The organism is Pyxidicoccus sp. M15 (assembly GCF_056858435.1).
Window position 1 is genome coordinate 3,073,277 of the sequence record NZ_CM166495.1, and the last position, 13,803, is coordinate 3,087,079.

Annotated in this window: 12 protein-coding genes; 7 read left to right on the forward strand and 5 right to left on the reverse strand. The window is 71.0% G+C overall.

Annotated elements, in window-relative coordinates; genetic code table 11:
* The first annotated feature begins 217 nt into the window (after nt 1-217).
* A complete protein-coding gene (locus tag ACX9TP_RS12460) occupies nt 218-442 on the forward strand; it encodes a hypothetical protein (RefSeq protein WP_163998960.1) in 225 nt (74 codons plus the stop codon).
* The gene (locus ACX9TP_RS12465; RefSeq protein WP_482979937.1) at nt 439-1,320 is read left to right on the forward strand and encodes a hypothetical protein; all 882 of its coding nucleotides are present in this window, start codon (nt 439-441) and stop codon (nt 1,318-1,320) included. The genes ACX9TP_RS12460 and ACX9TP_RS12465 overlap by 4 nt, the downstream gene beginning before the upstream one ends.
* A gap of 74 nt (nt 1,321-1,394) precedes the next feature.
* On the opposite strand, the gene ACX9TP_RS12470 is transcribed toward ACX9TP_RS12465, so the two are convergent.
* Complete coding sequence (locus ACX9TP_RS12470; RefSeq protein WP_482979938.1) at nt 1,395-1,829, reverse strand: DoxX family protein; 435 nt, start codon at nt 1,827-1,829, stop codon at nt 1,395-1,397.
* A gap of 228 nt (nt 1,830-2,057) precedes the next feature.
* Here ACX9TP_RS12470 and ACX9TP_RS12475 point away from each other — a divergent pair, with 228 nt between their 5' ends.
* Nucleotides 2,058-2,981: a diiron oxygenase gene (locus ACX9TP_RS12475; protein WP_482979939.1), complete on the forward strand. Its 924-nt coding sequence runs from the start codon at nt 2,058-2,060 to the stop codon at nt 2,979-2,981.
* A gap of 37 nt (nt 2,982-3,018) precedes the next feature.
* On the opposite strand, the gene ACX9TP_RS12480 is transcribed toward ACX9TP_RS12475, so the two are convergent.
* A complete protein-coding gene (locus tag ACX9TP_RS12480) occupies nt 3,019-3,909 on the reverse strand; it encodes a hypothetical protein (RefSeq protein ID WP_482979940.1) in 891 nt (296 codons plus the stop codon).
* Nucleotides 3,910-4,277: 368 nt separating this feature from the next.
* Here ACX9TP_RS12480 and ACX9TP_RS12485 point away from each other — a divergent pair, with 368 nt between their 5' ends.
* A complete protein-coding gene (locus ACX9TP_RS12485) occupies nt 4,278-6,863 on the forward strand; it encodes a serine/threonine-protein kinase (RefSeq protein WP_482979941.1) in 2,586 nt (861 codons plus the stop codon).
* Between the two features lies 1 nt (nt 6,864).
* On the opposite strand, the gene ACX9TP_RS12490 is transcribed toward ACX9TP_RS12485, so the two are convergent.
* Complete coding sequence (locus ACX9TP_RS12490) at nt 6,865-8,157, reverse strand: sigma 54-interacting transcriptional regulator (protein WP_482982156.1); 1,293 nt, start codon at nt 8,155-8,157, stop codon at nt 6,865-6,867.
* 126 nt (nt 8,158-8,283) lie between these two features.
* Nucleotides 8,284-9,204, reverse strand: coding sequence for a LysR family transcriptional regulator (locus ACX9TP_RS12495; RefSeq protein ID WP_482979942.1), 921 nt, complete (start codon nt 9,202-9,204; stop codon nt 8,284-8,286).
* 74 nt (nt 9,205-9,278) lie between these two features.
* On the opposite strand from ACX9TP_RS12495, the gene ACX9TP_RS12500 reads away from it, so the two are divergent.
* From ACX9TP_RS12500 to ACX9TP_RS12510, 3 genes are all read left to right on the forward strand, one after another.
* Nucleotides 9,279-10,280: an aldo/keto reductase gene (locus tag ACX9TP_RS12500; RefSeq protein ID WP_482979943.1), complete on the forward strand. Its 1,002-nt coding sequence runs from the start codon at nt 9,279-9,281 to the stop codon at nt 10,278-10,280.
* A gap of 160 nt (nt 10,281-10,440) precedes the next feature.
* Nucleotides 10,441-11,343 (forward strand): transporter, encoded by a 903-nt coding sequence (locus ACX9TP_RS12505; protein WP_482979944.1) that lies wholly within the window; start codon nt 10,441-10,443, stop codon nt 11,341-11,343.
* 127 nt (nt 11,344-11,470) lie between these two features.
* A complete protein-coding gene (locus ACX9TP_RS12510) occupies nt 11,471-13,093 on the forward strand; it encodes a hypothetical protein (RefSeq protein ID WP_482979945.1) in 1,623 nt (540 codons plus the stop codon).
* A 6-nt stretch (nt 13,094-13,099) separates the two neighbouring features.
* Here ACX9TP_RS12510 and ACX9TP_RS12515 read toward each other — a convergent pair whose 3' ends face one another.
* Nucleotides 13,100-13,738, reverse strand: a complete 639-nt coding sequence (locus ACX9TP_RS12515) for a LemA family protein (RefSeq protein WP_482979946.1) — start codon at nt 13,736-13,738, stop codon at nt 13,100-13,102.
* Nucleotides 13,739-13,803 lie beyond the last annotated feature (65 nt).

The following is a 13,803-nucleotide window of genomic DNA, read 5'->3' on the forward strand; positions in this document are numbered from 1 at the left end:
GAGGCGCGGGGGGAATGCGAGGAGCAGGCATGCAAGCGTGGAGGAGAACTGCTCTCTCCGGATACTCAGCGCAACCGGGTGATTTTTGTATTTCGATGGCGCTCCAGCCCTCGTCTGCGGGTGGAGATGTCCCTACGCTGGAGGTCCCCCTCGACGGAGGTTGCGTATTCCTCCCCTGTCATCCCAGACCTCTCCCCCGGGCTGGCACGACATCCTCGTGCGTCACCTCGAACCGCTCCTCGGAGCCTTCACCGCCAAGATGGCCATCCAGACGGCATCCCTGCGTACCCTCAAGCGTCCCCCCGAGCAGGTCACCCTCGAAGACCTTCCGCAGCTGCTCGAAGGTCTCAAGCCGATGCTCAACACCTTCATCGGCGCCCTGCACACGAAGGTCATCCTGACCGAGGTCTCCACCTCCCTGGCGCTGGGGAAGCCGCGATGAGCGCGCCTTCATCAAGCCGTGCCACCGGGAGCGTGGCGCCGTGGTTCGTGGGGGCCGCCGTCCTCCAACTCGCCCACCTCGCCGCGGCGGCCAGCTCGCTGGACGCGCCCCGCCAGCTCCTGCTGGTGCATGACGTCGCGGGCTGGGCCAGCGGCCTGCTGGCCGTCTGCGGGACGCTGATGGCGGCGGGCTCCTTCGCGTCGGGGGACTACCTGCGCAAGGTCTGGGGCGGCATCGCCGCCGGGGCCGCGCTGTCGCTGGTCAGCACCGCGCTGCGCAGCTACTGGCTGCACGCGGTGCCGGACGTCCCCTTCACCGACTCGCCGCTGCTGCCGTACCGGATGGTCGTGGTGGTGCTGGCGAACAACTGCAACGCGTATGGCCTCATCCTGCTGGCGATGACGTACCGGCAGTCCGGCCTGCAGCCGCCGTCCAGCGCCCGCTCGAATGCGCTGTGGGCGGTGACCGTCCTCGCGGCGCTGGCGGTGGGCGTTCCCTCGCTGTTCACCGGCGTGAAGGGTTTGGAGATGGGCTCCAGCGCCGCCATGTCCGCCGTCATCAGCCTCGTGTCGACGCTCTCGGACATGCTGACGATTGGCCTCATCGCCCCCATCCTCGGCGTCGCGTACATGCTGCGCGGCGGGCGGCTGGCCTGGGTGTGGTGGGCCATGGGCGTGTCCGGCGCGATGTGGCTCTTCTATGACGCGCGCACCTGGCTCGCGCCGCTGCTGCCCGGAGAGCCGGCGCACAGCGTGGAGCTGCTGCGCACGCTGCGCACCTCGGGGCTCGTGCTCATGGGACTCGCGGGCTGGCTGCAGCGCTCCGCCCTGGCCCCGCAGCCATCCACGTCCACGGCGGCCTTCCCGCACGGGGCCTGAGCCGGAACGGGAAGAGGCAGTGACACGGGCCGGTCATCTCCGAGGAGGCGGTGGCCGGCCCCTTCATTTCCGCATCAGCTCCGTGCGAGCCGCTGCCGCAGCCACGCGTCCACCGAGTACAGGCCCGGTCCGACGGTGAGCATCACCACGGCGATGACGAGGTACACGAGGGCGGGCTCATAGCTGCCGCCGCCCTTGGCGACGAACGGGTCTCCCCGTACCACGGCGTGGAAGAACACCGCGACGGCCATCGTGAAGAAGATGCCCAGCGCGGCCAGCGGCACCAGCGCGCCCAGAATCAACGCCAGCCCTCCGCCGAACTCCGAGAGCGCCGCCAGCGCCTGGAGGATGCCGGGTGTCGGTGCCTCCGGTCCCATCCAGCTGAACGGGCTCAGTATCTTGGACCACCCGTGCATCATGAAACCGACGCCGCTGACGAGGCGAAGCGCCAGCAGCCCGAGGCTCCCCAGCTTCGGCGGAGGGGGTGGGAATAGCGATGCGAGCTTCATGGGCCTCCCTTGAGGGTGTGAGGCGCAGCGTAACCCAGGACGTCCCCCCGGCCCTCATCGAAGACCGCTTCGTTGGAATCCTTCCAAACGGTCATCCCAGACACGGTAGGGCCACGCGGGGTTGGAAATTTCAATCCCACCTGGAGAGTCGTTTCGGAGTGGCTTGTATCCGGACCTGTTCTCCTGTGCCCCTTGACGTGGAATGGATGGCGGACGTCTGCTTTCAGGATGCTCAATCAAACCCACGAGTATCAGTCCTGCATCCAGAGCAGTGAGCGCGTCGCGTGGAAGATCGACGACCTGCTGCCGAAGGACACCGCGCTGAACTTCACGCGGCGCTTCCTCTCGGATGCGCTGACGGGGACGGAGGGCATCCGCTGCCTGAGCGCGGGCGAGAAGCTGCTGCTCAACCAGATTCGCTCCAACAGCTATGCGCACCTGTTCCTGTTCCTGGAGGAATACGCCGTGGCGCTGGCGGCGCAGCGCGCCGGGCTCGAGCTGCACGGGAATCCGACGCACATGCGCGCGCTGCTGCGCTTCAGCGAAGAGGAAATCAAGCACCAGCAGCTGTTCTCGCGTTACACCGAGACCTTCGCCCGCGGGTTCAAGGTAGTCCCCGCCCTGCTCGACAACCAGGTCGCGGTGGCCAAGGCCATCATGGCGAAGTCGAACCTGGGGGTGCTCTTCTTCAACCTCCACATGGAGCTGATGACGCAGCAGCACTACGTGGAGACGATGCGCGACAACGAGCGCGAGTCGCTGGACCCGCTGTTCCGCAACATCCTCAAGCACCACTGGCTCGAGGAGGCGCAGCACACCCGGCTCGACTTCCTGGAGGCGCAGAAAATCATCGACCAGGCGCCCGACACGGTGGAGGCGGCGATGAATGAGTACGCCGAGCTGCTCCAGGCGCTGCGCGGAACGCTGAACGCGCAGCTCCAGCTGGACCTCCAGACATTCGAGAAGGCGGCGGAGCGGACCTTCACCGAGGCGGAGCGGAAGGAAATCTTCGAGGCCCAGGAGCGCTCGTACGTCTGGGGCTTCATCGGCATGGGGATGAAGGCCCCGCTCTTCCTCTCCCGCCTGCGCGCGCTCTCGCCCCACGCGGAGAAGCGCGTCCTGGAGCTGGCGCCGGAGTACTACTGCAACTGAGGCGCGGCCCGCGGACGGCGTTCTTCGTCCTTCAGGCCTAGCTGGACTCGCTCGCGCTGAGGCGCTTGCTGCCGATGCCACTGCCCTTGCCGAGGCTCTGCGTCTGCTCCGCGTTGTCGCGGGCGAGGGCCTCGCGCTGCGCGTCCGTCGTCACGTCCGGCCGGTTCTGGAGCAGCAGCATGCCGCCGTTGTTCTTGTGCTCGATGCGGGCCACGTCCATGGCCTTGAGGAGGTCCTTCGCGCCCACCCAGTACGTGCCGTTGACGGGGTCCTTCACCCGGAGCTTGTCGTCCATGGGGTCATGGCCGAGCTCCCCCTGGTTGTACCCGTCGATGGTCACCCAGTGCAGGGCGCCCGGCTCCTGCTTGCGCTGCTCGGGCGGAAGCGCGGAGTTGGCGAGCGTGGTGGAGTCCACCATGGCCATGCCGAACTGGCCCGCCTTCAGCGCGTCGCTGATGGCCGTGGGGTCGTAGTTCGCCATCCCCCGGGTCACCGCGACGCCCATGGAGCCCAGCGTGGCGCCCATCTCCTCGGGGCGGGCGCCGTCCGCCAGGTTCACCTCGAAGCGGTCCTGCACGGCCCGGCGGGCCGACGCCGCCGCGGCGCGGACCTCGTCGCGCTGCTGCTCGACGGAGGCGGGCCCCGTGCCCTTCGCCTTGTTCAGCTCCGTGAGGCTCGCCTCGCCGCAGTCGGTCTCCGTGGTCTGCGCGACGGCCGCGTCGTCGCCGCGCCACTGCTGCAGGGCCTTCGCCCCGGCGGCCTCGTCCACGGGCTGGGGGGTGGTGGGGTTCGCCAGCCGCGCCGGGGGCACGCTCAATGCGGGCAGGTCCCTCCGGGTGGCGGAGGCCCGCTCGAAGGTGTCCCGGTGGTACGCCGACGGCGCCTCGGAGGGCTTCGCGGGGGTCGGGGCGGGGGCGGTCCTCTCCAAAGAGCGGACTCGCAAGGAAGTCGTCAGGGGACTCAGGTGGGGAGAGAGCTTCACGCTGATGGCCGCCTCTGGCAGGGGCGCTGAGGGAAGCGCCTGGGAATCATTCTTCCAGGACTTTTATCGTTTCCCGAAGAAAGTCGATAGCCCTGGGAGGCTGGGTGTGGGGTGCACCCGACACATGCGGGTAGACTGGGGCGATGCAGGACAGGGATGACTGGAGCTCCGCGCCAGCTGTAGCGCCGGAGCATACGGAAACGCAGTCGCAGTCGGCCGCCGTCGCGCCCCCTCCGCCACGCACGGGCCCGAACACGGCGCCGACGCCTTCGCCGGGAAGTCCTTCCGGACTCCCTCAGCCGGGGGCCGGGCGGGTGGGGCGCTTCATTCCACTGAAGGTGCTGGGGCAGGGCGGCATGGGCGTGGTGTACGCGGCCTATGACGCGGACCTGGACCGCAAGGTGGCGCTCAAGCTGCTGCGCGTGAAGGGCGAGGGCGCGGACCTGGAGGAGGGGCGCGCGCGGCTCTTGCGCGAGGCGCAGGCCATGGCCCGCATCTCCCACCCCAACGTCATCCCCGTCTTCGAGGCGGCCCCCTGGGACGGCCAGGTCTACGTGGCCATGGAGTTGGTGGACGGGGGCACGCTGCGCGACTGGATGCAGGCGAAGCCGCGCTCCTGGCGGGAGGTGCTGGAGAAGTACCTCGCCGCGGGCCGGGGGTTGGTGGCCGCGCACGCGGCGGGGCTGGTGCACCGCGACTTCAAGCCCGCCAACGTGCTGGTGGGGCGCGACGAGCGCGTCTTCGTCACCGACTTCGGCCTGGCCCGGGCGGTGGGTGACGCCACTCCGGAGGAGGCCGTGCCCGGGGCCCTCGCGAGACTCTCCCCGTCGCTGCACGAGCCGCTCACGCAGTCCGGCGTGGTGATGGGCACGCCGGCCTATATGTCTCCGGAGCAGTTCCGGGGCAGCGCGGTGGACGCGCGCTCGGACCAGTTCAGCTTCTGCGCGGCGCTGTACCGCGCCCTCTACGGGCAGCGCCCCTTCGACCCGGAGCAGTTGTCGCGGGCCGCCTCGGCGCTGAAGCCGAAGGCGCCGAGGGCCCCGGGGGCGACGGTGTCGCTGGAGCGGCCCGGGACGGTGCAGCCCGTGTCCCCCATCCAGGAGCCGCCTCGCGACGCGAAGGTGCCCGCCTGGGTGCGGCGCGCGGTGATGCGTGGGCTGTCCCTGGAGCCCGAGGGCCGTTTCGCCTCCATGGAAGCGCTGCTGGAGGCGCTGTCGCAGGAGCAGGTGCTGTCGCGGCGGCGCAGGCGGATGGGGCTCGGTGTGACGCTGGCGGGCGTGCTGGGCGTCGTGGGCGCGGGCACGTGGTGGGGCTCGCGGGTGTGCGCGGGGGCGGAGGGGCTGGTCGCGGACACGTGGGGCCCCCCGGCGCGGCAGCGGGTGTCGGCGGCCTTCGCGGCCACGGGCAGCCCGGTGGCCGGTGAGCTGGCCCGGCGCGTGGGCGACGCGCTGGACGCCTATGCGGGGGCGTGGGCGCGGCAGCACACCGAGGCGTGCGAGGACACGCGGGTGCGGCAGGTGCAGACGGAGGCCCTGCTGTCGCAGCGGGTGGTGTGCCTGGAGCGGCGGCGCAAGGACTTGCGGGCGCTGGTGGACGCGCTGGCGGGCGCGGACCGCGCGGGCGTGGAGAAGTCGCTGGATGCCGTGTACGCGCTGCCCTCGCCCCGGGACTGCGCGGACCTGGAGGCGCTGTCCGGCCTGCAGCCCCGGCCGGCGGACCCGGAGCGGCGCGCGGAGGTGGAGCGGCTGGAGGGCCAGGTCTCCGAGGTGAAGGCGCTGCTGGACTTGAGCCGCTTCAAGCCCGCGCGGGAGCAGGCGGGAGCGCTGGAGGCGCAGGTGCTGGCCACGGGCTACCTGCCGCTGGTGGCGGAGCTGCGCTTCCACCTGGGCTGGCTCCAGGCGGTGCTGGGCGAGAAGGTGCAGGGCGCGGGGTTGCTGGAGCGCGCCGTGTTCGACGCGGAGGCGGGGCGGGCCGACCAGCTGAAGGTCTCCGCGCTCAACAAGCTCCTCTACGTCGAGGGCGAGCGGAAGCGCTTCGAGAATGCCGCGCGCTGGGCGCAGCTGGGCGAGGCGACGCTCCAGCGGCTCGGCGGGGACGCGGTGCTGGAGGGCGACCTGCTCGTGAACCAGGCCAACCTCGCCCTCATGCGCGAGGAGCCCCAGGCGGCGCGAGCCTTCCTGGAGAAGGCGTCCGAGAAGCTCTCACGGGCCCTGCCGGAGGGGCACCCCAAGCGGGCCCGCGTGGCCTTCACGCTGGGGCGCACGCTGCTGGAGCTGGGCGCCGCCGCGGAGGCGAAGCCCGTGCTGGAGGAGGCGCTGCGCCAGACGCAGGCCGCGGTGGGGCCCCTGCACGCGGACGTGGCGCGCCGGCACCTGGCGCTCTCCATGGCGCTGCGTGAGCTGAAGCAGTTCCCCCAGGCGCTGGAGCATGCCCGGGTGCTCGTGGGCCTCCAGCGGAAGCTGCTCGGCAACGAGCACCTGGCCGTCGCCGAGGCGCTGGACGAGGAGGGCATGAGCCTGCTCGCGCTGAAGCGCTACGACGAGGCGCTGAAGGTGTACGAGGAGGCGCTGGCCGTGAAGCGGCAGCAACTGGAGGACGGGGACGCGGACCTCCAGTATTCGTACGACGGCGTCGGTCAGGCGCTGCTGGGGCTGGGGCGCACGCGCGAGGCGCTGGAGCCGCTGCGGCGGGCCGTGTCCTTCACGGAGGCCCAGGAGGACTCGCTGGGCGAGTCCGGCTTCGCGCTCGCGCACGCGCTCTGGAAGGAGGGGCAGCCCGAGGAGGCCCGGGCCGAGGCCACCCGCGCGCAGGCGCACTTCACCGCGGCCGGCCGTGCCGCGCAGGCCGGGGAGGTCCAGGCCTGGCTCGACGCGCGGGCGCCGAAGCAGCCGCGGCGGTGAGTCACTCGTCCGTGTCGCGGGCGGAGAGCCCGTGCTTGTGGAGCAGCTTGCGCAGGTAGAGCCGGGCGATGCCGGCCTCGCGCGCGGCGCGGGAGATGTTGCCGCCGCAGCGCTCGATGAGGCCGCGCAGGTAGTCGCGCTCGAAGCCCTCGATGAGCCGCTCCTTGGCTTCCTTGAAGGGCAGGTCCAGCGAGGCGGTGCGCTCCATGACGGGGGAGAGGGCACGCTCCATGTCCGGCAGGGCCTCCTCGCCGAGGTTCACCACCTGCTCCACCACGTTGCGCAGCTCGCGCACGTTGCCCGGCCACGGGTACTGGAGGAGCAGCGCGCGCGTCGCGTCCGACAGGGCGCTGGTGGGACGGCCAACCCGCTCCAGCACGGTGTCGATGAGCAGCGGCACGTCCTCCGGCCGCTCGCGCAGCGGGGGCAGCGTCACGCGCAGCACCGCGAGCCGGTGGAACAGGTCCGCGCGGAAGCGGCCCTCCTGCACCGCCTTCTCCAGGTCCACGTGCGTGGCGGCCAGCACCCGCACGTCCAGGGCCCGGTAGTCATTGGCGCCCACGCGCTTCACCTGCCGCCGCTCCAGCACGCGCAGCAGGCGGGGTTGCACTTCGGGTGGCAGCTCGCCCACCTCGTCGAGGAAGACGGTGCCACCGGCGGCGCGCTCGAAGGCGCCCGCGCGGTCCGCCTGCGCGCCGGTGAAGGCGCCCTTCACGTGGCCGAAGAGCTCGGACTCGATGAGGGTGGGGGCGATGCCGGCGAGGTCCACGATGACGAAGGGGCCTTTGGCGCGCGGCCCCTGCGCATGGATGGCCTCCGCGCACAGCTCCTTGCCGGTGCCCGTCTCACCCTGGATGAGCACGTCCGCGCCGCCCGGGGCGAGGCGCTCCAGCAGGGTGAAGACCTCGCGCATCCGCCGGCTCTCGCCCACGAGCCCTCCGAAGCGGGTGCTGTCGGACGGGGGGATGACGCGCTCGCGCGAGCCCTCGGGCACCAGCTTCAGCTCGGTGGAGCCCAGCCGGAGCACCGCGCCGGGGCGCACCTCCAGTTCGGAGAAGCGCATGCCCTCGCAGAAGGAGCCGTTGTGCGAGTCCAGGTCGGTGGCCTTCACGCCGCCCTCGGACACGTCCAGGCGCAGGTGCTGGCGCGAGATGGCCTTGTCGTTGAGGACGATGTCGCACTCGGGGGACTTGCCCAGGCGGTACTCGCCGGGGGGCAACGGGTGGCTCCGGCCCACCTGGGGCCCGGAGAGCACCAGCAGCTTCAGCCGTGTCGGGCCGGACCGGGCCTTCATGAGGGAGACCGTGGGGTCTCCGCCCTCCTGCTCGTCGTCGTCGGGTGCGTGCGCCACGGAGCGCAGGCTACCATTCCCGGGCGAGGCGCCACCCGAGGCGTTCCGGACCTCGCGCGGCCGAGGCGCTCAGGTGTCGAGCCGGATGCGCTTCGTCACCTCCACCACGCGCTCCCGGATGAAGCGGATGGCCTCGTCGTCCTCGACGGCGCCCCGCCAGAGCAATTCCATGGCCGTGCCCCCCAGGGGGAGCGGCACCGCCGTCGTCTTCAGGTGCGGGCGCAGGGAGAGGATGTCTCGCGCGACCATGAACGGCACCGTGGCGAGCAGGGCGCTGCCGTCCAGCAGGGCCCCGATGCTCTGGAACGTCGGCACCGACACCCGCACCCGGCGCTGGACGTCGAAGTGGTCCTCGACGACGCCGCGCAGGTCTCCGTTGTAGGAGACGATGATGTGCTCGTGCTCGAGGTAGCGCTCCAGGGTGAGGCGCTTGCCGACGCGGGCATGGCGCGGGTCGAAGACGCACACGAAGCCCCCCTTGAAGAGCGCCAGGCGCCGGGTGCCCGCCGGCAATTCGTCGGCCACCGTCACCGCGAGGTCCACCGCCGAGGTGGCCAGCGCGTCGGAGACGGTGCGGAACTGGACCGGGAGCACCACGAGCCTCATGCGCGGCGCCTCCGTGGCGAGGACGCGGAGGAGCGGCGGAAGAATCCAGGTCTCGTTGACATCCGACAGCCCGAGCCGCACCGTCCGCTCGCTCGTCTTCGGGTCGAATGTCGCCGGTGACAGCGCGGCCTCCACGAGCGCCCCCAGGTGCGGCCGCGCCGAAGCGAGCAGGCGCTCGCCGCGCGTGGTGAGGGCCAGTCCCCGTCCCGCGCGGACGAAGAGCGGCGCGCCCACGGTGGAGGCGAGCCGCCGCAGCGCCGCGCTCACGGCGGGCTGGGTGAGGTACAGGCGGTTCGCCGCCGCCGTGACGCTGCCCACCTCCGCCACGACGACGAAGACCCGGAGGAGGTTGAGGTCCAGGTTCCTCCCATAGATGTCATTCATGATTGAGATACATCCTATTCAATGGATTTCAGGATGGCGAATGATGAATCTCCTCTCACACGGAGGCGAGAGCCATGGGTACGAGCGAGTCGAAGCAGGCGCAGCGCACGGTGAAGCTGGGTTCCACGGGCCCCGAGGTATTCCCGCTCGGGCTGGGCTGCATGGGCATGTCGGGCATGTACGGGGCGACGGACGACGCGGAGAGCATCCGCACCATCCAGGCTGCCATCGACCGGGGTGTCACGCTCATCGACACCGGGGACTTCTACGGGATGGGCCACAACGAGATGCTCGTGGGACGCGCAATCTCGGGCCGGCGGGAGAAGGTCCAGCTCTCGGTGAAGTTCGGGGCGCTGCGCGGGCCGGACAACAGCTGGGGCGGCATGGACACGCGCCCCGCCGCGGTGAAGAACTTCGTGGCCTACAGCCTGAAGCGGCTGGGCGTGGACGTCATCGACATCTACCGCCCCGCACGGCTGGACCCGGCCGTCCCCATCGAGGACACCATCGGCGCCATCTCGGACCTGGTGAAGGCGGGCTACGTGCGCCACATCGGCCTGTCCGAGGTGGGCGTGGAGACCATCCGCCGCGCGCACCGCGTGCATCCCATCGCGGACCTGCAGATTGAGTACGCGGTGTCGACCCGCGGTCCCGAGGCGGACATCTTTCCCGTGCTCGAGGAGCTGGGCATCAGCGCGACGCTCTACGGCGTCCTCTCGCGAGGGCTGCTGTCCGGGAGCAAGCCGAAGGGCAAGGGCGACTACCGCGCCTACCTGCCGCGCTTCACCGGCGCCAACGGCGAGAAGAACGAGGATTCGGTGGCCGCCCTCCAGCGCTTCGCCCAGGAGCGGAAGATGACGCCCGGCCAGCTGGCGATTGCCTGGGTGCTCGCGCGCCAGCCGGCCTTCGTGCCCGTGGTGGGCTCGAAGACGGTGGCACAGCTCGACGACGCGCTGGGTGCGCTGTCCCGGCCGCTGTCGAAGGAGGACGCCGCGGCGCTGGAGTCGCTGGTGAAGATTTCCGGCGACCGCTACGGGGAGGAGCAGATGCGCCACCTCGACAGCGAGCGTCGGTAGCACGGCGCGCGCGGTTTGAAGCTCGAAAGGCCGTGCGACCCGCGCGCGACGCGCAACGGAAGTGGCGCGTTCCGCCAGTGTTTCAGAAGTGCAGGGCCCGGTCGGTTGGGCGCCGGAGCACGGTGCTCCGGCACGGTGACGCGCGCTAGCGTCCGCCGGCATGCGCACCCGACTGCTCGTCTTCGTCCTCGCCGCCGTGTGTCTTGTCACCCCTCGTGCCCAGGCCCGGCCCTACCGCGCCATGGTGACCCGCACCGCGGAGACCACCAAGAGCGGCAACCTGGAGCTGGGCCTGCGGTACCAGGGCTTCTTCGCGCTCGACTTCGACGAGTCGCAGCCCTACCAGCAGCTCTCGCCGAGCGTGCGCTTCGGCCTCCTCGACAACCTGGAGGTCAACCTCTACCTGGAGGTGCTCGCACTGGGGCTGCCGGGAGAGGACGAGTTCGAGCTCGCCTTCGGTGACATCCCCGTGGGGTTGCAGTGGTCCTTCCTGAAGACGCCGAAGGTGGCGCTGGGCGTCTACGGGCGCGTCACGCTGCCCACGGGCCCCAGCGACGAGGACGGCATCATCCCCAGCCTGTCCGACGGCACCTGGGACTGGGAGGGCACCCTGATTGGTGAGTTCCGCGCGACGAAGGACCTGCGCTTCATGCTCAACGGCGGCTACTTCCACCAGGGCACGCGGGACAGGGACCCGCTGCCGGACTTCGACGTCCCGGACGCGGTGCAGGTGTCGCTGGCCGGCACGTACAACCTCGACAAGTTCACCCTGCTGGGGCTGGAGGTGGTCAGCCGCATCTACTTCGAGGATGCGATTACGCCGGTGTGGCTCGACAACGCCACGCAGGTGGAAATCATCCCCGTGCTGCGCCACGAGGCCTTCCCCGGCCTGGTGCTGGAGGCCGTCGCGGGCGTGGCGGTGACGCCGGAGCTGAGCGAAATCTACCAGTTCCGCGTCCTGCTCGGCGCCACCTACGAGTTCGACCTCGCCTCGGGGCCGAAGCTTCCGACGAAGCAGGAGGACCTCCGCCGCCCCAAGGTGCCCTCGCGCCGCCGCCGCTGAGCGGGGCCGGTGTCCCGTGGCACTCCGTGCCCGGGGCCGGCCCTACGGCGGCAGCGGGCCCCGCATTTCTGGGCTGTCTGGGATTTCGCTAGGGTGCACGCCCCCCTTACGGAGCCCTGGAGGCCCCATGTCCTTGCGTCGCTTCTCGTTCCTCGTCGTACCCGCTGTGACCACCTGGCTCGGCTGCGCTGGCGGTGAGCCCGGCACCGCGCCTGAGCCGGACGAAGGTCTTCCCCCGGTGGTGGTGGTGGACCCCGAGCAGGCGGGAGATGGGACGTGGATGGGCGTGGAGCTGGCCGCCGGCTGTGAGCCCGATGCCGGCACTCCTAGCAACACGGTGCTGGTGACGAGCTCCACGCGCTACCACACGGCGGCGGGCGTGGTGACCCGGCCCAATGACCTGTCGGCGAGCCCTCCCGAGGTGCTCGTCCCCAACGGGCTGACGTTCACCCGCATCACCGGCACGGCGGTGACGGGCGGCTACCAGTTCACCGGCGTGCCTTCCGGCGCGTACTACCTGAAGACGGGTTCCAGCTACGTCGTCACGGACGAGCGGCAGGTGGCGCTGGACACCAACCGGATGGGACGGGCGGATGCCGTCTTCACCTCGCAGTACATGACGCCGCTGCAGCTGAACCTGTCGGGGCTGGCGCCGTGGATGCCGTACAGGAGCTCCTTGTTGCAGGGCTCCAGCGTGGCGGTGACGTCCGGTCAGCTGGAGGTGTTCGGCGAGGTGGAGCTTCCTGGAGGGGTTGCCACGGGCCAGACGGGCATCGTGACCAACCAGGCCTCGCTGGCCAATCTCATGGGCAACCTGCCCGTCTTCAGCGCGAGCGCCGGGGACAAGCTGTACGTGAGTCAGCTCGGGCAGATGGACGCGGGCACGCTGCCGGACGGGGGCGCGCTGGCGTACGAGACGATGGTGCGCGGCATGGAGACGGCCCCCTTCAGCTTCACGCCGAACGGCACCACCGCCCTGCCCATCACCGGGGTGCTGCAGCCGGTGAGCATGACGGAGCTCCCCATCGAGTGGCGCCTGCCCGAGTACACCATCCGGGCCTCCGAGGTGCATCCGGCGGCCACGCTCAGCACGCCCACGTTCAGCATCTACCCCACCCTGCATGGCCTGACGAACGGGTGGATTGGCTACTCGGGCGAGCTGCTCAACCTCAACCTGCCGTCGGGCGCCTCGTTCAACTTCACGCGCCGGCTGACGTATGGCAACCCGTTCCCCTCCAACTGGGGCGTGGTGGCCTCCACGCGCTACGGGTTCCGGGTGGTGGGCACCGTCGCCGGCAGCGCCACCCCGTACACCTACAGCGGGAGCATCAGCACGTCCGACCGGGTGGAGAACCTCGTGGCCGGTCCGCTGCTGCCGCGCGTGACGCCGCCCCGGTCGCTGAGCATCGACGGGATTTCGGCGAGCGTGCAGCGCGAGGTGGGCGCCGTCAGTCCCGTCATCTCCTGGCTGCCTCCGTCCGTGGGCTCGCCCTCGGCGTACCGGTTGACCCTCTACCGGATTCCAACGGGGCAGACCCAGTCGGTCCCGTACGCGCGCTTCTACCTGCCCGGCTCGGTCACCCAGGTGCGGCTGCCGGCCGGGACGCTGGCTCCGGCCTCCATCCACCACCTGCGCCTGTCGGCGGTGGACGCGCCCAACTACGACGTCGAGCGCGAGCCGTTCGCCACCGCCGAGCGGCTGCCCTACGCCGAAGCGGACGCCCTCAGCGCCCTGTTCACCACGCCGTGACGGGGCTCACCACGTGCCCACGTCCGTGGACAGCGGCACGGAGGAGGGCAGCCCGGTGAGGCCCACCACCCAGGACTGGGGGAAGGCGGACGCGGCGGCGTTGTATTGCGTGGCCAGCCCGTCGTAGCGGCGCTTCTCCACCGCCACCCGGTTGTCCGCCCCGGAGAGCTGCGCGTCGCGCTCCGGGCCGGGGGTGGCGGTGGTGTACCGCCGCTCCACCTCCACGCGGCGCTCCAGCACGTTGCGCACCTGCGCGCGCTGGCGCGTCACCTCCTGGAGGGTGGTGTTCAGTCCATTGCGTACGGACAGCCCGCTCAGCCCGGCCACGCCCGCGAGGCTCGCGGCGACGATGGCGCCCAGCCGCAGGCGCCGGCCGAGCCGCTCCCGCCGTGCCTTCGCCGCGGCCTCCGCCTCGCGCCGGGCCTGCTCCTGCTCCTGGCGGCGCTGCGCGAGGGCCGCCATCGCCTGGTCGATGTACCGGCCGGGAATGTCCAGTTCCTCGCCGATGCGCTTGAGGTCGTCGGCGGTGAGCGTCTCCGGCGCGGCGTCCTTCTGCATCATCCGCGTGGCGGTGCGGATGAGGTCGTCCACGTCGTCGTAGGCGACCTGCCCCTCGGGCGGGCGGTTTCGGATGGACTCGCTCATGGCCGCGACGATACGCCGGGAGCGCACGGAGCCGGAAACAGGGCCCTGCTCGCTTCAGGGGACCT